Source organism: Streptomyces mesophilus (assembly GCF_040300965.1).
GTDB classification, from domain to species: Bacteria; Actinomycetota; Actinomycetes; order Streptomycetales; family Streptomycetaceae; genus Streptomyces; species Streptomyces mesophilus_A.
The window spans coordinates 1-18,489 of the sequence record NZ_JBEPEW010000055.1 but is presented as its reverse complement, the minus strand read 5'-3'; the positions used below and the strand labels follow the sequence as shown (position 1 = coordinate 18,489).

General features: G+C 69.6%; 20 protein-coding genes. 5 read left to right on the top strand and 15 right to left on the bottom strand.

Going from position 1 to position 18,489, the window contains the following annotated elements; all coding sequences use genetic code 11:
* The first annotated feature begins 105 nt into the window (after nt 1-105).
* Entirely contained in the window at nt 106-1,734 is a 1,629-nt protein-coding gene (locus tag ABT367_RS20355) for a threonine/serine ThrE exporter family protein (RefSeq protein WP_434975502.1), read from the top strand.
* Between the two features lie 45 nt (nt 1,735-1,779).
* On the opposite strand, the gene ABT367_RS20350 is transcribed toward ABT367_RS20355, so the two are convergent.
* Nucleotides 1,780-2,469, bottom strand: coding sequence for a DedA family protein (locus ABT367_RS20350; protein WP_352254501.1), 690 nt, complete (start codon nt 2,467-2,469; stop codon nt 1,780-1,782).
* A 188-nt stretch (nt 2,470-2,657) separates the two neighbouring features.
* On the opposite strand from ABT367_RS20350, the gene ABT367_RS20345 reads away from it, so the two are divergent.
* Nucleotides 2,658-3,026: a YbjQ family protein gene (locus tag ABT367_RS20345; protein WP_352254479.1), complete on the top strand. Its 369-nt coding sequence runs from the start codon at nt 2,658-2,660 to the stop codon at nt 3,024-3,026.
* 61 nt (nt 3,027-3,087) lie between these two features.
* Here ABT367_RS20345 and ABT367_RS20340 read toward each other — a convergent pair whose 3' ends face one another.
* Complete coding sequence (locus tag ABT367_RS20340; protein WP_199549653.1) at nt 3,088-3,846, bottom strand: MerR family transcriptional regulator; 759 nt, start codon at nt 3,844-3,846, stop codon at nt 3,088-3,090.
* A 318-nt stretch (nt 3,847-4,164) separates the two neighbouring features.
* Between ABT367_RS20340 and ABT367_RS20335 the strand changes: the two genes are divergently transcribed.
* Complete coding sequence (locus ABT367_RS20335; RefSeq protein WP_352254478.1) at nt 4,165-5,592, top strand: glutamate decarboxylase; 1,428 nt, start codon at nt 4,165-4,167, stop codon at nt 5,590-5,592.
* A 66-nt stretch (nt 5,593-5,658) separates the two neighbouring features.
* Here the strand turns inward: ABT367_RS20335 and ABT367_RS20330 are convergent, their stop codons facing one another.
* The 5 genes from ABT367_RS20330 to ABT367_RS20310 form a co-directional block, all read right to left on the bottom strand.
* A complete protein-coding gene (locus ABT367_RS20330; protein WP_352254477.1) occupies nt 5,659-5,916 on the bottom strand; it encodes a hypothetical protein in 258 nt (85 codons plus the stop codon).
* A gap of 25 nt (nt 5,917-5,941) precedes the next feature.
* Nucleotides 5,942-7,183, bottom strand: a complete 1,242-nt coding sequence (locus ABT367_RS20325; RefSeq protein ID WP_352254476.1) for an exo-alpha-sialidase — start codon at nt 7,181-7,183, stop codon at nt 5,942-5,944.
* 287 nt (nt 7,184-7,470) lie between these two features.
* Nucleotides 7,471-8,220, bottom strand: a complete 750-nt coding sequence (locus tag ABT367_RS20320; RefSeq protein WP_434975506.1) for an ABC transporter permease — start codon at nt 8,218-8,220, stop codon at nt 7,471-7,473.
* Nucleotides 8,221-8,312: 92 nt separating this feature from the next.
* Nucleotides 8,313-9,401 carry an ATP-binding cassette domain-containing protein gene (locus ABT367_RS20315; protein WP_352254474.1) on the bottom strand — a complete coding sequence of 363 codons (1,089 nt, stop codon included), beginning with the start codon at nt 9,399-9,401 and terminating at the stop codon, nt 8,313-8,315.
* A 277-nt stretch (nt 9,402-9,678) separates the two neighbouring features.
* Nucleotides 9,679-10,329, bottom strand: a complete 651-nt coding sequence (locus ABT367_RS20310; protein ID WP_352254473.1) for a PadR family transcriptional regulator — start codon at nt 10,327-10,329, stop codon at nt 9,679-9,681.
* A 114-nt stretch (nt 10,330-10,443) separates the two neighbouring features.
* Between ABT367_RS20310 and ABT367_RS20305 the strand changes: the two genes are divergently transcribed.
* On the top strand, nt 10,444-11,175 hold the full coding sequence (locus ABT367_RS20305) for a bleomycin resistance protein (RefSeq protein ID WP_352254472.1): 732 nt from the start codon (nt 10,444-10,446) through the stop codon (nt 11,173-11,175).
* Between the two features lie 67 nt (nt 11,176-11,242).
* On the opposite strand, the gene ABT367_RS20300 is transcribed toward ABT367_RS20305, so the two are convergent.
* The 3 genes from ABT367_RS20300 to ABT367_RS20290 all read right to left on the bottom strand — a co-directional run bounded on the left by ABT367_RS20300 (nt 11,243) and on the right by ABT367_RS20290 (nt 14,324).
* A complete protein-coding gene (locus tag ABT367_RS20300; RefSeq protein WP_352254471.1) occupies nt 11,243-11,791 on the bottom strand; it encodes a DinB family protein in 549 nt (182 codons plus the stop codon).
* A 129-nt stretch (nt 11,792-11,920) separates the two neighbouring features.
* Nucleotides 11,921-13,378: an aldehyde dehydrogenase family protein gene (locus ABT367_RS20295; RefSeq protein WP_352254470.1), complete on the bottom strand. Its 1,458-nt coding sequence runs from the start codon at nt 13,376-13,378 to the stop codon at nt 11,921-11,923.
* Between the two features lie 82 nt (nt 13,379-13,460).
* Nucleotides 13,461-14,324 carry a helix-turn-helix domain-containing protein gene (locus tag ABT367_RS20290; RefSeq protein ID WP_352254469.1) on the bottom strand — a complete coding sequence of 288 codons (864 nt, stop codon included), beginning with the start codon at nt 14,322-14,324 and terminating at the stop codon, nt 13,461-13,463.
* Nucleotides 14,325-14,600: 276 nt separating this feature from the next.
* On the opposite strand from ABT367_RS20290, the gene ABT367_RS20285 reads away from it, so the two are divergent.
* Nucleotides 14,601-15,101: an ATP-binding protein gene (locus ABT367_RS20285; RefSeq protein WP_352254468.1), complete on the top strand. Its 501-nt coding sequence runs from the start codon at nt 14,601-14,603 to the stop codon at nt 15,099-15,101.
* A 59-nt stretch (nt 15,102-15,160) separates the two neighbouring features.
* Here the strand turns inward: ABT367_RS20285 and ABT367_RS20280 are convergent, their stop codons facing one another.
* The 5 genes from ABT367_RS20280 to ABT367_RS20260 form a co-directional block, all read right to left on the bottom strand.
* Nucleotides 15,161-15,382: a DUF397 domain-containing protein gene (locus tag ABT367_RS20280; protein WP_165335632.1), complete on the bottom strand. Its 222-nt coding sequence runs from the start codon at nt 15,380-15,382 to the stop codon at nt 15,161-15,163.
* A 190-nt stretch (nt 15,383-15,572) separates the two neighbouring features.
* Entirely contained in the window at nt 15,573-16,031 is a 459-nt protein-coding gene (locus tag ABT367_RS20275; RefSeq protein WP_352254467.1) for an SRPBCC family protein, read from the bottom strand.
* 28 nt (nt 16,032-16,059) lie between these two features.
* Nucleotides 16,060-16,404, bottom strand: a complete 345-nt coding sequence (locus tag ABT367_RS20270) for an ArsR/SmtB family transcription factor (protein WP_352254466.1) — start codon at nt 16,402-16,404, stop codon at nt 16,060-16,062.
* Between the two features lie 16 nt (nt 16,405-16,420).
* Complete coding sequence (locus ABT367_RS20265; protein WP_352254465.1) at nt 16,421-16,807, bottom strand: VOC family protein; 387 nt, start codon at nt 16,805-16,807, stop codon at nt 16,421-16,423.
* A 75-nt stretch (nt 16,808-16,882) separates the two neighbouring features.
* A partial coding sequence (locus ABT367_RS20260) for an FUSC family protein (protein ID WP_352254464.1) occupies nt 16,883-18,489 on the bottom strand: 1,607 nt, incomplete at its 5' end.

The following is an 18,489-nucleotide window of genomic DNA, read 5'->3' as shown; positions in this document are numbered from 1 at the left end:
GGATGGGGCGGCCCGTCCGCGGATACGGGAGGGGCCGGTGGGCCGGTTCGTGCGTTCGTACGCATACTGGGCGTACTGGCCGTGCCGATGATGGAGAAGAGGGCGTTGACGGATCCGGAGGCCGAGGACCGCAAACCGCAGTCCGATGAGGCACGCAGCGCGTTCGCCCCCGTGGGCGGCGTGGAGACCGTGTCCGCGCCGGAGGTGGAGCACCCGACCTCGGAGTTCACGATTCCGGAAGGGCTGCGGATTCCGCCCACGCCGGAGACGGACAGCTCGGCGTTCACGCACCCGCAGAGCTACCACCACAGCGCTTTCACGCCCGCCGAGGGCATCCCCAAGGTCCGGCTGACCAAGGACGCGCCCTGGCAGGACCGGATGCGCACCATGCTGCGTACGCCGGTGACGGACCGGCCCGCGTCCGAGCCCACACAGCGGCACGAGGACGAGGGGCCCGCCGTCCCTCGTGTGCTCGACCTGACCCTGCGTATCGGGGAGCTGCTGCTCGCGGGCGGTGAGGGGGCCGAGGACGTGGAGGCCGCGATGTTCGCGGTCTGCCGTTCCTACGGGCTCGACCGCTGCGAGCCGAACGTCACCTTCACGCTGCTCTCGATCTCGTATCAGCCCTCGCTGGTCGACGACCCGGTGACGGCCTCGCGCACCGTACGGCGCCGCGGCACCGACTACACGCGGCTGCAGGCCGTGTACCAGCTGGTCGACGACATCAGCGCCGAGGACATCGACGTCTCCCTCGAGGAGGCGTACCGCGCACTGGCGCAGATCCGGCGCAACCGGCACCCGTATCCCGGCTGGGCGCTGACCATGGCCAGCGGGCTGCTCGCCGGTGCGGCATCCGTTCTGGTCGGCGGTGATACGCCGGTGTTCATCACGGCCATGCTCGGCGCGATGCTCGGCGACCGGCTCGCGTGGCTGTGTGCCGGGCGAGGGCTGCCGGAGTTCTACCAGTTCGTGGTGGCCGCGATGCCGCCGGCCGCGATGGGTGTGGCGCTCACGCTCAGCCATACGTCGACCGTGAGCGGCTCCGCGGTCATCACCGGTGGGCTGTTCGCGCTGCTGCCCGGGCGGGCGCTCGTGGCGGGCGTGCAGGACGGCCTGACCGGCTACTACATCACCGCGGCCGCCCGGCTCCTCGAGGTCATGTACTTCTTCGTGGCCATCGTGGTGGGTGTGCTGACCGTGCTGTATCTGGGCGTGCAGCTGGGGGCGCAGCTCGATCCGGATGTGGCGCTGCAGATCACCGAGCGGCCGGAGGCCCAGATCCTCGCGTCGATGGCGCTGAGTCTGGCGTTCGCGGTGCTGCTGCAGCAGGAGCGGGGATCGGTGCTGATGGTCACGCTCAATGGCGGGGTGGCCTGGGCGATCTTCGGAGCCCTGCACTTCGCGGCCGATATCTCGCCGGTGGCGGCGACGGCGGTCGCGGCCGGGGTGGTGGGTCTGTTCGGCCAGCTGTTCTCGCGCTACCGGTTCTCTTCGGCCCTGCCGTACATCACGGCGGCGATCGGTCCGCTGCTGCCGGGTTCCTCGACGTACTTCGGTGTGCTGTCGATCGCGCAGAACGATGTGCAGGGCGGCCTCGGGGCGCTCACCCGGGCGGCGGCCACGGCGATGGCCATCGCGATCGGCGTGAACCTCGGAAGTGAGATCTCGCGGCTGCTGCTGCGGGTGCCGGGCGCCGCGGGTCGGCGGGCGGCCAAACGTACGCGAGGCTTCTGACCTCGGGGTGTCCGGCCGGGGACGGCCTGCCGCCCGCCGCGGGTGTCAGCGCTTGGCGTGGCGGCCGCGCTGGGGGGCCACCGGCGCGGAGCCCTGGCCCTCGGCGGCGGCCTTCTTGGACTTCGAGCGGGCGCGCAGGAACTCGATGGCGATCGGCACGACCGAGAGCAGGACGATGCCGATCAGGATCGCCTCGATGTTCTGGTGGACGAAGTCGACCTTGCCGAGCGCGGCGCCGAGCACCGTCACGCCGACACCCCAGAGGATGCCGCCGATGATGTTGAACGTGATGAACGAGCGGTAGTTCATCCGGCTCACGCCCGCGATGATCGGCGTGAAGGTGCGCACGATCGGCACGAAGCGGGCCAGGACCAGGGACTTCGGGCCGTACTTCTCGAAGAATTCGTGCGCCTTCGTCACGTTCTCCTGTTTGAAGAACTTGGAGTCCGGGCGGTTGAAGAGCGAGGGGCCGACCTTCCGGCCGAAGAGATACCCCACCTGGTCGCCGACGATCGCGGCGATCGCGATCAAGGTGCACACCAGCCACAGCGGGTAGTCGAGCTGGTTGGTGGTGACCAGCAGGCCCGTGGTGAACAGGAGCGAGTCGCCGGGCAGGAAGAACCCGATGAGCAGGCCCGACTCGGCGAAGACGATGAGCAGCAGGCCGATCAGACCGAACTTGTTCAGCAGAAAGTCCGGATCGAGCCAGCTCGGTCCGAGCGCAAGCGTCGTCATCACGGGTCCGGGCTCCTGGGGGGTGTCGTGGGCATGAAAGCTCGCGGCGGGGCGTGGCCGCCTAAAGCTATCAACGCAGGGAGACAGGACCAGGTTCCACCGGGGGCTTCCAGGATGCACCGGGGACGAAAAGGGACAAAGCTCTGCAGGTGAGAGGGGTGGGACGGGCGCGACGGAAGGGTCGGCGGATGGGAATCGAGGATTTCGGCGGCGGGCAGGGACCGCAGTCCGACGTGCTGGTCGTGACGACCAATGACGTGCCCGGCTACCAGGTGCAGCAGGTGATCGGCGAGGTCTTCGGGCTCACCGTGCGGTCCCGGCATCTGGGCAGCCAGATCGGGGCCGGTCTGAAGTCGATGATCGGCGGGGAGCTCAAGGGGCTCACGAAGACCCTGGTGGAGACCCGCAATCAGGCCATGGACCGGCTGGTCGAGCAGGCCCGGGCGCGGGGCGCCAATGCGGTGCTCATGTTCCGTTTCGATGTGACCGAGGCGCAGGACGTCGGGACCGAGGTGTGTGCGTACGGGACGGCTGTGGTGATCACGCGGTCCGCCTGACCGGCCGGCGTCCGGGCGCAGCGCGGCGAGGCGTACGGCAGGGTGCCGTACGCCTCGTCGGCTACAGGTGACGCAGCGCGTTCGCGATCATCGCCTCGCTCATGTACGCGGCCAGACCCGGCTTCGCCTTGTCGATGTTGCGCGTGAAGCGCTCGTCCGCGACGAACATCTCGGCGAGACAGCTGTGGATCTCGTGCGTGCAGGTGTAGTGGTACTGGCAGATCTGCAGGCGGTGCTCCTCCGCCATGTCCATCGCGGCCTCGGACGCGGGCTCGGCCCCCGACTCGATGAGCGCGATCATCCGCCGGGTCCAGTCGTCGGCCTCGGCCCTGATCCGCAGCCAGTCCTCCTTCGTGTAGGAGGACGTCTTGCGCTTCGACTCGGCCCAGGCGTCGGTGTTGCCCCAGCGCTGCTCGGCCTCCTCCTCGTACTGCTCGGGGTCGTGCTCGCCGAAGACCTCGAAACGCTCCTCGGGCGTGAGGTTGATGCCCATCTTCTTCGCCTCCATGGCTTGCTCGACGGCCGTGGCCATCTTCTGCAGCTGCTCGATCCGGTCGGCGAGCAGCTCGTGCTGGCGCCGCAGGTGCTCCTGCGGATCCACACCGGGGTCGTCGAGCAGCACCTTGACCTCGTCGAGCGGGAAGCCGAGCTCCCGGTAGAAGAGGATCTGCTGCAGCCGGTCGAGGTCCTCGTCGCTGTAGCGCCGATGGCCCGCGTAGCTGCGCTCGCTCGGGGCGAGCAGACCGATCTCGTCGTAGTGGTGCAGGGTGCGCACCGTGACGCCCGCGAGGCCGGCGACATGTCCGACGGAGTAGCTCATGGCCGCCGATCCTTTCTGGTCCGTGCTGTCCGGTTTCCCGGTACGCCTTCACCTTGAGTCCTCACGTCACGTGAGGTGCAAGCCGGAGTTTCCGCGAAGTGCGAGCGGCGGTTCCCGGGAGGTCCGAGCTGCGGTTTCGGTGAGGTCCGAGCTGCAGTTTCCCGAGAGGTCCGAGCTGCAGTTTCTGTGAGGTCCGAGCTGCTGTCCTCGTGAGGTGCAGGCCGGGGTCCCCGTGAGGTGCAGGCCTGAGACCCTACGAGCTGATACATCCCGTATGCCCGTTTAGTGTGGCGAGGGGGGTCATCCTTGGAGGCGAGCATGTCCCTGCACCGCGGCGGTACTCCGCACCACGGCGACGAGCACGATCTGCGCCGGCTCGCCCTGAACCCCTTCCTCGGCGAGGCCAACCCCGTGAGCGGGATGACCGAGGCGCCGCCCCGGCACCGGATGCCTGCCGGGCCGCTGCCGCCGGCGACCGCGTATCAGCTGGTCCATGACGAGCTGATGCTCGACGGCAACGCCCGGCTGAATCTGGCGACCTTCGTCACCACCTGGATGGAACCGCAGGCCGGGGTCCTGATGGCCGAGTGCCGGGACAAGAACATGATCGACAAGGACGAGTACCCGCGGACCGCCGAGCTGGAGCGGCGGTGCGTGGCGATGCTCGCCGATCTGTGGCACGCACCGGATCCGCAGGCCGCGGTCGGGTGCTCGACCACGGGGTCGAGCGAGGCCTGCATGCTGGCCGGGATGGCGCTGAAACGGCGCTGGACGCGGCGCAACGCCGACCGCTATCCCTCGCGCGAGGCCCGGCCCAATCTGGTGATGGGCGCGAACGTGCAGGTGTGCTGGGAGAAGTTCTGCAACTTCTGGGAGGTCGAGGCACGGCTCGTGCCGATGGAGGGGTCGCGCTTCCATCTGGACGCGGCCTCGGCGGTGGAGCTGTGCGACGAGAACACCATCGGGGTCGTGGCGGTGCTCGGGTCGACCTTCGACGGGTCGTACGAGCCCGTCGCGGAGATCTGCGCCGCGCTCGATGAACTGCAGGAGCGCACGGGTCTGGATGTGCCCGTGCATGTCGACGGTGCCTCCGGCGCGATGATCGCCCCCTTCCTGGACGAGGATCTGGTCTGGGACTTCCGGCTGCCGCGGGTCGCGTCGATCAACACCTCCGGGCACAAGTACGGGCTTGTGTACCCGGGGGTGGGCTGGGCTCTGTGGCGGTCGGCCGAGGAGCTGCCCGAGGAACTGGTCTTCCGGGTCAACTACTTGGGCGGCGACATGCCGACGTTCGCCCTGAACTTCTCGCGGCCCGGGGCTCAGGTGGTCGCGCAGTACTACACCTTTCTACGGCTGGGGCGTGAGGGGTACCGGGCCGTTCAGCAGGCCTCGCGCGATGTGGCGCGCGGGCTCGCCGAACGGATCGAGGCGCTCGGTGACTTCCAACTGCTCACGCGGGGCGATCAGTTGCCGGTGTTCGCCTTCACGACGGCTTCGGACGTGACGGCGTTCGACGTGTTCGATGTGTCGCGGCGGTTGCGGGAGCGGGGGTGGCTGGTGCCGGCGTATACGTTCCCCGCGGACCGGGAGGATCTTTCGGTCCTACGGATCGTGTGCCGGAACGGCTTCTCGGCGGATCTGGCCGCGCTGCTGCTCGAGGATCTGGGGCGGGTGCTGCCGGAACTTCGGGGTCAGGGTGGGCCGTTGGGGTCGGATGCGGCTGCGGTGACGGCGTTTCATCACTAAGGGGCGGTTCGGTTGGGGGTGCCGTCGGCGAGGCGGTCCGGGTGGGGTCTGGCCATTCAGATCTCCTCAATCGCCGGAGGTGCAGCGTTGGCCGGACCGTTCGGATTCGCCAGGTGGGCCGATGGGGGATGCCCCCGCCTCGTGTTCCGAAGTGGGCCGTTCAGCCGCGTGTTCGCGTTGTGCCAGGGTGCGCAGTTTGTGGGTGTGGCGGTGGGTGAGGCCTCTGGTGCGGGCCTCGGTGAGTTCGGCGCGGGTGCGTCTGGTGGTGGCGATCCGGTGGCGGGCCGCCTCGATGCGTTGCTGTACAAGGTCGTTGACGTTCATGGGTCAGGCCTCCGGTGTGCGGGCGTCAGTCGGACAGCTGGAAGGTGTGCCAGTGCACGCCGTCACTCGATATCCGGTACGCCCCCTGTCCGGTGCTGCTCTCCCACAGCCAGCCGATCGGGGTCTCCCACGCGGAGCCCGCGACGCCGGTGGAGCCCTCTCCCTGATGGAAGGTGCGGCCGCCCGTTTCGCTGGTCCAGACGCCGTGTTCGCCGTAGACCGTAAGGGAGTTGTCGTCCGCCGCGACCGCGCCCAGGACCGAACGCGGCTCGACGCCGGGGCGGAAGGCCCAGACCCGGGTCCAGGTCCGGTCCGAGGCGTTCTGCTTGTGGATGGTCAGCAGGCCGTTCTTCACGCCCTCCCCCTCCGGCAGTCCGCCGCGCTGCAAAGCGAAGACCCCCGCACGGCCCGACACCAGCGTGAACGTCCCGTGCTGCGCGGTCGCCGCCCCGGGCAGCGGGGACTTGCTCCAGGAGCGGCCCTGGTCGGAGCTGACCGCCAGGGTGGGCCGACCGGAGCCGGGAGCCTTGCCCTGGACGTACAGATCCCCGGCGGCCTCACCGGCCGGGTCCACCACCCCGTCCAGCGGCGGCTGTTGGGCCAGGGCCCGGTGCTCGCCGGAGTCCGGCATGATCACGGCGAGGCGGGCGCGCCCACAGCCGTTGCCCTCGGCGTCCTCCGCGCTGCAGACCGAGACCAGCCGACCGTGCGCGGGCACGGAGGGGACAGTGCCTTGGACGGCCGTCGTGCCCTTGCGCCAGGTCCGGCCGCTGTCCGCCGTGTACCAAGTCCGGTCGCCGATCGCGCTCCTGCCCTCACGGATCAGTGCCCGGCCCGGTCCCAGGACCAGCACATCCGCGGTCACACCCCAGTCCGGAGCCGTGTTCGCCAGGGGCGAGGCCTTCGCCACCCGCCACTGGCGCGCGCCCTTGTCGAGGACCGCGACCCGCTGCACACAGCCGTCGCCCGTGCCCTCTTCCTCCCCCTCCGGGCACTGCGCGAGCAGCACGAAGCCCGAGCCGTCCGCTGCGAACCCCAGGGAGTGCGCCCAGCCGGGCAGCCCCTCGGCGGACGGTATCCGCGGCGGATCCACCCCCTTCCCGGCTCCCCGCGAGGCCGCTCCCGCTCCGGCCGCCTTCGACCGCGACGCCCGCTCATCGCCCGGCTCCCCGCCACGCCTGTCGCCCGCCTCGCTGCATCCCGCAAGCAGCAAGGCGAGCGCGCCGAGCAGCGTGGCCAACACCCGCCGTACATATACCCCGTTCATGGCACCCCCGGCCCGCGGTGCCGACCGCATCGGGCGGTCGGCAGGTACTTCTGATACACCGCAGGCCGGTTCGGGGTTCCATGTCCCGGGAGGGATTATTTGCCGATGTTCGGGACGGATGGCCTGCGAACTGCCGGCAGGCTGCCGACAGGCTCCTCACGGACCGCCACCTACCGCCGGCCCACGAACCGCCACCCGCCACCTACGGCCGGCCCACGAACCGCCACCCACCGCCGCTTCCGCCGGCCCACGAACCGCCCGTAGCCGACCCGCGAACACCCCGCCGGCTACCTGCTGAGCCGCCCGAACCTCCGTACCGCCAGCGGAAAGAACACCGCCACCAGGACCACCGGCCACACCACCGCAAGCAGCGCGGCGTGCTCGGAGGCCCAGGAAGCCGAGGAGACACCGCCCTCGTTGCCGAACAGGTCACGTACCGCCGTGGCCGTGGCCGACATCGGGTTCCACTCGACCACCGCGCCCAGCCAGCCCGGCATGGACTCCGGGGTCGCGAACGCGTTGGAGAGGAAGCTGACCGGCCAGACCAGGATCTGTACGGCCATCACCAGCTCCGGCTTGCCGGCCACCATCGCGAGGTGGATGCCCATCCACAGCATCGCGAAGCGCAGCAGCAACAGCAGCCCCATCGCCGCGAGCACCGCCCCCAACGAGCCGTGCCAGCGCCAGCCCACCGCGAGCCCCACCGCCATCAGGAGCACGAGCGAGAGCAGCGACTGGAGCATGTCCGCGGCCGAACGGCCCACCAGGACCGCCCCGTTGGTCATCGGCATCGAGCGGAAGCGGTCCACCACGCCCTTGTTGAGGTCCTGGGTGACGGCGACCATCGTGGCGTCCAGGCCGAACGCCATGGTCAGCGCGAACATGCCCGGCACCAGATACTCGCGGTAGTCACCCTCGATGCCGGTGCCGCCGCCCATCAGATAGCCGAACATCAGGAGCAGCATCACGGGGAAGGCCAGGCCCACCACGACCTGTACGGGCTGGCGCGCCCAGTGCAGCAGCTCGCGCCGGGTCATGGTCCAGGAGTCGGCAAGCGCCCAGCCGAGCCGCGTACCCCTGGCGGCTCCGGAGCCGATCCCCGTATCCGTGGCGCCGATCGTCGACGTACTCATGCGTCCTCCTTCTCACCCTGCGACCGACCCGCACCCGCCGGCTCCTCGCCATGCGACCGACCCACACCCTGCGACGCCTCGCCATGCGACCGACCCGCACCCGCCGGCTCCTCGGCGCGCGACCGACCCGCACCCGCACCCACATCCGCCGGCTCCTCGCCCTGCGGCCGCCCCGTCAGATCCAGGAACACCTCGTCCAGCGTCGGCCGCCGCAGCGCGATGTCCTCCGCCTCGATCGCTGCCTCCTCCAGCGCCCGTACGACCTGTGTGAGTGCCGCCATCCGGTCCGCGACCGGGGCGCTGACAAGCCGCAGGTCCTCGTCGACCGAGGCCTCGCCGGGCAACAGGGCGGCAGCGCGCGCCAGTTGGGCCGGGTCGCGCAGCACCACGTCGATCCGGTCGCCGCCGGTCTTCGCCTTGAGTTCGCCGGAGGTGCCGTCCGCGATGACTCGGCCGTGGTCGATCACGGAGATACGGTTCGCCAGCTGGTCCGCCTCCTCCAGGTACTGGGTCGTGAGCAGCACGGTCGTGCCGCCGCCGACCAGGGAGCGCACGGCGCTCCACACCTCGCCCCGCCCTCGGGGATCGAGACCGGTGGTCGGTTCGTCGAGGAACAGCACCTCGGGATCCGTGATCAGCGAGGCCGCGAGGTCGAGGCGGCGGCGCATACCCCCGCTGTACTGCTTGACCGCCTTGCGCCCGGTGTCCTCGAGTCCGAACCGTTCGAGCAGTTCACCGGCCCGCGTACGCGCCCGCCGCGTACCCAGGTGGTAGAGCCGTCCGAACATCTCCAGGTTCTGCCGCCCGCTCAGGTCCTCGTCGACCGCGGCGTGCTGCCCGAGCAGGCCGATCCGCCGGCGCACCTCGTCCGCATGCGTCCGCACGTCGAACCCGGCGACCCGCACCTGCCCCTCGTCGTGCCGCAGCAGCGTCGCCATGATGCGCACCGCAGTGGTCTTGCCCGCGCCGTTCGGGCCGAGCACCCCGTGCACGGTGCCGCGGGCGACGGTCAGGTCCAGGCCGTCGAGCGCCCGCTTGTCGCCGTAGGCCTTCCGTACGCCTAGAGCGGTGATCGCGTCGGTCATGAGCCTCCTTCTTTCCTCGCACCCCATTAGTCAAACTTGACTAGGTGCTCGAAGGTACTCCCCGTCTCCAGCATTAGTCAAACTTGATTACGAGAAATTCTCCGCCGCCCGACGACCCGGCCCCGCCTGGCCCCGCCCGGCCCGGCCCGGCCCGATCCAGCCCCGCCCGACCGACCCACCCGTCCCGCAAGGCCCGACCGACCCACCCGTCCCGCAAGGCCCGCCCCGCAGGCCCGCCCCGCAAGGCCCGTCCCACAAGGCCCTGCCCACCCCGCCCCTACTCCCGATCCCCCGGATGCACCTCACCCGACGCATACGGGTTCTCCTGGTCCTCGGCGAGCACCCCCACGAAGGGCTCCCCCTCGCCCGAGAACGTGTAGGCCCCGCCCTCGATCCGCTCGATCAGACCCCGCGTCCACTCCGCGCCGGCGTCCGCCGAGTGCACCCACAGGTGCATGATCTCGCCGATGTGGCCGAGCTGCTCGGGCCCGTCCTCGGGGATGTAGTGCGCGGTGACGCCGGCCCGCCACGCCTCGATCGCCTCCACACGCTTCTTCAGGAGGGCGACCGCCTCCTCGCGCGGCAGGTCGACGATGAAGCCGATGGCCGACGAGAGCACGTCCATTTTCTGGTCGTACGCGACGAGGGAGTCCTTGAGCAGGGAGAAGTACTCCTCCGTGCCCTTCTCGGTCACCTCGTACTCGGTGCGCGGCGGGCCGCCGGCCGTCGACGGTGCCACCTCGTGCGCGAGGAGCAGGCCTTGCTTCGCCATCTGCTTGAGCGCGTGGTAGATCGAGCCCGGCTTGGCGTTCGACCAGTCGTTCGCGCCCCAGTACTCCAGGTCGTTGCGCACCTGATAGCCGTGCGCGCGGCCGTGCATGCGGACGGCGCCGAGGACGAGCAGACGGATCGCGGAGGGGCCGGACATGCACGGATCCTTTCCAGTACGAAGCACGAGCACAAAGCACGCGTACGAAGCACGAGTACGAAGTTCGGCACGAAGCATGGGCGCCTTCTATTCAACTTTGACTAGGCTACCCGTATGGACAGACACACCAAGAAGGCGACCGCAAAGACGATCCCCATCCTCCCGTGCCAGACCCTCCAGCCCGTGCTCGACTTCTACTCGGCGCTCGGCTTCGAGATCACCTTCCAGCAGAAGAGCCCCAATCCGTTCGCCGTCGTGGAGTACGGGGAGATCCAGCTGCAGTTCTTCGGGCTGAAGGCGCATGACCCGCAGGCGTCGTACAGCACCTGTTACGTCCTGACCGACGACGTCGACACGTTGTACGAGGCCTTCCGGTCCGGTCTCAAGGCGGCGTACGGGAGGATCCCCACGCGGGGGCTGCCGCGGATCGGAACGCTCAAGGACATGTCGTACGGCGTGCGGCAGTTCCTGATGACGGACCCGGGCGGGAACTGCATCCGGGTCGGGAAGCAGATCAGCGAGGACCAGAGCCACCAGCCCGCTCCCAAGGAGACCTTCGCGCGGGCGCTGCACAACGCGTCCCTGTTCGCCGACTCCAAGGAGGACCCGGCCGGGGCGGCGAAGATCATCGACCGGGTGCTGAGGATGACGGACGAACAGCCCACTCCCGTACAGCTGTTGAGGCTGCTCACCCTGCGGGCGGATGTGGCCCTGCGACTCGGGGACGAGGAGACCGGCCGCACGGCGCAGGAACAAGCGCAGGCCGCCGCGGCCCAACTCACCGAAGTGGAACGGGAGTCGGTCCGCGACGACCTGGCGCGACTCGCAGACCTGGAGCTTCCTTAGACTCGAAGCGCCCCAGGAAAGACTCGAAGCGCCCCAGGAACCTGGAGCGCCCCCAGGACCCGAAGCCCTACCCCCAGCTCTGCCCGCTCTCCTCGGCCACCAGGTCCCAGGCCGACTTGCCGTCGAGGGACTCGCGGATGATGTCGGCGTGGCCGGCGTGCCGGTTGATCTCGCGGATCAGGTGGAGCGCGACCCAGCGCAGGGAGACCGCCTCGTCCTTGGGGTACCAGGGCTCGTCCGGCAGCGCGAAGGTGGCGTTCAGGTCGGGGGCCGAGCGGATGAACTCCTCGGTCTCGTCGGCCACTTGCTTCCAGTACGCGAGCTGCGAGGTCACCGTCTCGTCGCCGACCAGCGTGAAGCACTCGTGCCAGTTGGACTCGTCGCGCCGGACGCGCTCCGGCTCGCCCTTGGCCTTGGCGATCCAGCCCTGCTCGACCTCGGCGACATGCTTGATCAGACCGGCCAGCGAGAGTTCGCTGGCGCTGGGCTTGGACGAGGCCTGCTCGTCGCTCAGACCGAGCACCGAGCGGCGCAGGCCCCCGCGGGCCTCCTCGATGAAGTTGAGCAGCGCGCCGCGCTCATCGCCGGGGTTCTCTGCCGATACGTGGGTGACCATGGTCCGTCCGCCTTTCACAGCGCCTGTCCCTTGCTGACAGACACCACGCTACGGACCCTTGCGGTCAACCGCTGTCCTAGATGCACAGCGCCACGGAAGAGCTACGGACCGCACAGCGCCGAGCAGGACCTACAGCGGGAAGTGGCTCCGCCCGTGCTGCACCGAGATCCACTTCTGCGTCGTGAAGGCCTCGACGGTCGCGTCCCCGTTCAGCCGGCCGAGCCCCGAGTACTTCTCGCCGCCGAAGGCGACGAAGGGCTCGTCGTGCACGGTCCCGTCGTTGACGTGCATCATCCCGGTCTCGATGCGCTTGGCGAAGCGCACGCCGCGCTCGACGTCCCCGGTGTGCACGGCGCCGCTCAGGCCGTACGGGGTGTCGTTGGCGATCCGTACCGCGTGCGCCTCGTCCTCGAAGGGCACGAGCAGCGCCACCGGGCCGAAGATCTCCTGGCGCAGGATCGGGGAGTCCGAGGGCAGACCGGTCAGGACGGTCGGCTCGACGAGATTGCCGATCGTGCGGCCGTGGATCAGCGCGGTCGCGCCCTCGTCGAGGGCCTGCTGCACGAGCGTGCCGAGCGCTTCGGCCTGGAACTCGTTGATCACCGGGCCGAGATCGGTCTCCGGGTCGCGCGGATCGCCGGTCTTGAGCGCCCGTACGCGCGCGAGGAACTTCTCGGTGAAGACCTCCCACAGCGAGCGGTCCACCAGGATGCGGTTGGCGGCCATGCAGACCTGGCCCTGGTAGACGAAGCGGCTGAAGACCGCGGCGTCCACGGCGTAGTCCACATCGGCGTCGTCGAGCACCACCAGGGCGCTGTTGCCGCTGAGTTCGAGGATGGCCTTCTTGAAGTGGGTGGCCGTGACGGCGCCGACATGGCGGCCGACGCGGTCGGACCCGGCGAAGGAGATCACCTTGGGGACCGGGTGCTCGATGAGCGCGTCGCCGATCTCCGCGATGTCGGTGATGAGGACGTTGAGCAGGCCCGGGGGCAGGCCGGCGTCCTCGAAGATCTTGGCTATCAGGCCGCCGCCGACCACCGGGGTGTTCTGGTTCGGCTTGATCACCACGCCGTTGCCGAGCGCGAGCGCCGGGGCGACGGACTTCATGGTCACCAGGAACGGGAAGTTGAACGGGCTGATCACACCGACCACACCGACCGGATTGCGGTACAGCCGGTTCTCCTTGCCCGCGGTCGGCGAGGCGATGATGCGGCCCTCGGGGATCAGGGCGAGGTGGATCGCCTCGCGCAGGAACTCCTTGGCCAGATGGACCTCATAGCGCGCCTTGAGCCAGGTGCCGCCCAGTTCGTCGATGATCGCCTCGGCGATCTCGTCCTCGCGCTCCTCGGTGATGCGCAGGGCCCGCTCGATGACGGCTCTTCTGGCATACGGGGAGGTCTCGGCCCAGTCCTTCTGGACGCGCTCGGCCGCGCGATAGGCCTCGTCCACCTCGAAGCGCGTGGCCACGGTCACGGCGGCGAGCTTCTCCCCGTTGTACGGGTTGAAGTCGATGATGTCCCACGAGCCGTTGCCCGTACGCCACTCGCCGTCGATGTACTGCCGGCCCAGGTCGGTGAAGAAGGACATACGACCCCCGCGTCTGGCTGTACTGCCGGGCGCTTGTGAGCACTTGCGACAGTTCCTGATAGCCAGTCATCGTACTTGTGTTTCAGGACAGTTGGAGAAGTCCCCGGAGCAGATCGCGGGTCTGGTCCGGATTCGGACTGTCGTGTTGCAGCCGTTCCATGGCCTTCTCGTACTGCGCGACTTCCTCGCGCTTGTCGAGGTACAAGGCGCTGGTCAGCTGTTCCAGGTAGACGACGTCGGAAAGGTCCGATTCGGGGAAGCGCAGCAGAGCGAAGGCGCCCGACTCCCCGGAGTGGCCGCCGAAGCTGAACGGCATCACCTGAAGGGTGACATTCGGCCGCTGCGACACCTCGATCAAATGCTCCAACTGACCACGCATGACCGTTCGGTCACCATACGGGCGGCGCAGGGCCGCCTCGTCGAGCACACAGTGCAGCTGCGGCCCGCGCTCGTCGACGAGCAGCTTCTGGCGCTCCAGGCGCAGCGCGACCCGGCGCTCGACCTCCGCATGCCCCATACCCTCGGCATTGCGCGTGACGACCGCGTGGGCGTACGCCTCGGTCTGCAACAGCCCGTGTACGAACTGCACTTCGTACGCGCGGATCAGCGAGGCGGCGCCTTCGAGACCCACATAGGTCTGGAACCAGCCGGGCAGCACATCCGAGTAACTGTGCCACCAGCCCGCCAAGTTGGCCTCCCGGGCAAGATCGAGCAAGGGCCCGCGTTCGGCCTCGGCCGTGACGCCGTACAGCGTCAACAGGTCCTCCACGTCCCTCGCCTTGAAGCTCACCCGTCCCAACTCCATGCGGCTGATCTTCGATTCGGAGGCACGGATCGAGTAGCCGGCCTGCTCACGCGTGATCCCGCGCGACTCCCTCAGGCGCCGCAGCTGCGACCCCAGGAGGATGCGCCGCACCACTGAGCCGCTCGACTCCCCAGCCGTCACTGAACTTCAACCCTCCCCAGCCCCCATCGGGCCCCTACAGGTGCCGAAGTCTGCCATTAAACGCTCCGGCGCGTACTCATCTGGTTACAGAAACAGGTTCCTCACAGAACGACTACGAAAGAATACGCAGGAAGAAATAAGCAAGAACTGGTACTTGAAGGTCCAACTCCGGCACGTGCACGTGCATCTGCCCTTGCATCCGCCGTACGCATTCGGAACGATGGGCCCGCGCACCACCGCAACATCGCTACGGCCGCGGAACCGGGAGTGCCTCGCATGGGGACGAATGGATCGACCATGCTCGAGCCGTTACGGCAGGGGCTTCCCCCCATCGACCCCTCCGCGGTGTCGAATGCGGCCTCGGTCGCTTTGCCCGCCCGCTACGAAGCGGTGCGCGGGGCACGGCAGTTCACCCGCTCCACCCTCACCGAGTGGCAGCTCGACGAGCGTTTCGACGACGTCGCCCTGGTGGTCTCCGAACTCGTCACCAACGCCCTGCGCCACGCGCTTCCCGCCGACACGGTGCGCGAAGACTCCGCCCCCGTACGGCTGCATCTGATGCGCTGGAGCTCGCGCCTTGTGTGTGCGGTCCGCGACCCCAGCCAGGAGAGCCCGGTCTCGCGCGAGGACGAGGCGTACGAGGACTTCTCGGCCGAGTGCGGCCGCGGCCTCTTCCTCGTCGACTCCTTCGCCGACGGCTGGGGCTGGCATCCGCTCGCCGGGACGCTGGGCGGCAAGGTGGTGTGGGCGCTGTTCCGGCTCGAGGGTGCGGAATAAGGCTTGTTCGTACGGGAGTTGGGCCGGGATGCGGATCACGCGTCCCGGCCGTTTTGCGATCAGGCCCCGGCTATCAGGTGGTCGAACTCGCCGTCCTTCACGCCGAGCAGCATCGCCTCTATCTCGGCGCGCGTGTACACGAGCGCGGGCCCGTCGGGGAAGTTCGAGTTGCGCATCGCCACCCGCCCCTCCGACAGCTTGGCGAACTCCACGCAGGAACCCTGGGAGTTGCTGTGCCGGCTCTTCTGCCAGACGACCCCGTCGAGCTCTGTGGCCGCCATACCGTTGTACGCGTGGTCCACAAGTCGCTCCCGTTGGCACTGTGACTGATGATGCGGTGCGGTCAACTGCCCCGGATCATAGCTGTGTTCACCTGCAGATGCATGGGCAGATGCACGTGCACGCGGGGTGCGCGCCTGGTTACAGGCCCGGGCGCGCTCCCAGCGATGCTCTGCGGCGGGAGCGCTCCCGTCAGAGAGCGTCCAGGACGGCTTCCAGCGCGGTGATCACGGACGAACGCCAGCCGCCTCCCATGATCTTGCGGGCCATGAGCTGCGTGGGGTCGTCCGGGTCGAATCCCTCGTGCACAAGGAAGAGACGTGTCCCGCGCCCTTCCGGCTCCAGGGTCCAGGTGATCGTCCAGTCCACGGCGTCGGGACGGTCCGCGTCCTGCCAGCGGACGGCGAGCATCCGCTCCGTCTCGTACGCGAGGACCTCGGCGGCGACCGTCCCGGAGAACTCGGTGTTGGGGCGCGGGAGCGCGGCCATCGTGTAGCGGTGCCCCACTTCGAGCCGGAAGTCCCCCGGCATCATCCACTGGCCGATCAGCTCGGGCTCGGTGAGCGCGCGCCAGACCTTGGCGGGCGGATGGGGCAGGAACTGGGCGACGCGGATCGTGGTGAGGTCGTCGTCATCTTCGTACGCGGGCATGATCACGCTTCATCTCGTACTGGAAGGGTCATGCCTCATCGTCGGGCAGCCGGTCGAGCAGAGCGCCCAGCTCCTTGAACTTGTCGCGCCAGAACCGCTCGTACGGATGGAGCCAGTCCTGCACCTCGGCGAGGGGCAGGGCCTCGAGCCGGTAGATGCGCTGCCGGCCCTGGCGCTCCTCCGAGACGAGACCGGCCTCCCGGAGCACCTTGAGGTGTTCCGAGAGGCTCGGGCGCGCCATGTCGAAGTGGTCGGCGAGCGCCTGCACGGGCTGCGGCCCGTCCTCGCGCAGCAGCCGCAGCACCTCGCGCCGGGTGCTGTTGGCGAGGGCGGCGAAGACCCTGTCCTCGGGTGCGGCGCTGGTGGTGGCCACTTCGGTCCTTCCGGTCTCAGTCGGTTCCGTACGCGTGATGCGCCGGCGTGAGCAGCATGAACCCGTTGCCGTCGGGGTCCTTGAAGCCCGCCATCCGGCCCCACGGCATGGGGTCGGGTCCGGAGACCTCGACTCCGGCGGCCTCGAGCCGCTCGGCGTCCGCGTCGACATCGGTCGTGAGGAACATGATCCCCTGCGTCTGGCCCGGGGTGAATCCGCCCATGCCGGGACCGGAGAGCGTGAGCACGGTCTGGGCGCCCTCGGGTGCGACCTGCAGCCAGCGGCCGGGCGGCATCCGGCGGTCTTCGGTGACCTTGAAGCCGAGGGTCTCGGTGTAGAAGCGCAGGGCGGCGTCCTGGTCGGAGACGGGGACGGTGATGAAGGAGGCGTGGGTGATGGTCATGCACGCCACGATAGGTAGGGGATTTCCTACCTGTCAAGCGTAGGTGATTTCCTACGGATACCTACGGGGGTGGGATCACCGGTCCGGGGCGGGCTCCAGGGCGTCCGACAGCTCCTCCAGGGCGTCGAGCAGCAGGCGCGCGCCGCGCAGCACCACGCGGTCGGGGACGCCCTCGCCGTCCCAGTTCTCCAGGCACTCCCGTACGGGCTTCCAGTCCGGCACCCTGCGTTCGCGCACCGCCTTCGCACCCTGGTCCGCCGACTCCCGCAGCGCGTCGGCGAGTCGGGCCGCGGCGGGCACCGGGGTCGCGCCGCGCTCGGGGAGGTGGGCCTCCATCAGCATCCCGATCCGGGCGATCTGGGCCAGCGCCTCACCGGCACCGTCCGCCGCCGCACGGGACAGGCCCCGGTGACGCACCGGTTCGGTGGCGGCTCGCTTCAGCGCGTCCTGCCAGGCGATACGGGCGGCGCGGGAGTCGAGGAGCGCCTGGCGCACCTCACCGGGGCCGGCCGGTTCGGCGTACTGGTGGATGACGGCCGCCGCGTAACGGCCGTCCGCGACCAGCCAGTCGGCCAGCTTGGTGCGCAGCCTCGGCGTCTCCCAGGCCGGGTACACCGCGTACGAGAGCATCGCGAGCACACCGCCGAGCAGGGTGAGGAGCACCCGCTCGTAGACGGTCTGGCCGACGTCCGCGCCGATCGTGCCGAGCAGGAAGACGATGTACGCGGCGACGAGGACCTGTCCGACGACGTAACCGGTGCGCAGGAGCAGGTACATCAGGCCCGCGCAGATGATCGCGAGCGTGACCGACAGCGGGACGCCCGGCTCGGTGGCGAACACCACGACGGAGGCGAGCGTGACGCCCACGATCGTGCCGCCGAAGCGGGCGACCGCGCGGCCGTAGGTCTGCGAGAAGTCCGGGCGCATCACCATCACGGAGGCCAGCGGCGCCCAGTAGCCGTGGCCGAACGGCAGGAAGTGGCCGAGGACATAGCCGAGCACGACGACCGCGGTGACACGGATCGCATGGCGCAGATACGGCGACCCGGTCACCTTGAACTCGTCCCGCAAGGTGCGGGCGGCGCGCGGTCCGAGGGCCTGGACGCCGGGGCGGATCAGCGGGATGGGGCGGGTGTCGGACTGCACGGCCCGGGCGGTCTCGGCGGACGAGAGCTTCAACCGCCGTGCCGGGAGCGACAGTTCGGGCGACTTGCCGCGCAGCACCAGGGCGAGGCGTTCGAGCACCGTCCTCGGCGCGGCCGCGCCCGTGTCCGGGGTGGCCGTCTCCACCACGTCGTCGAGCAGGGCCGCGAGGCGCCGGGCCGCGCGGGCGGCCGGTCCCGTGAGGATCGCGCCGGTGTCCGGGGTCCGCAGGGCCGCGACCGCGCCCGGGGGCAGCGCGACCGGTTCGCCGTGGCGGATCGCGCGGGCCGCGGTGTCGAGGATCTCGCCCGCGGCGGCGAGCAGTTCGCGTACCCGGTCGCGCTCGCGGCCCTCGTCGGCGGCGCCCACGGCCGGGTCGGCGAGGGAGGCGAGGACGGGGCGGATCCGTTCCGCGAGGCCGCGCGCGCCGTGCAGTTCGGACGGGCGCGTACGGGCCTGGCGTGCGGTGACGACCGCCGCCTCGCGCGCCGCCATCAGGGGCGCCGGGTCGAAGGGGGCCGTCGGGTCGTGGCGCAGCC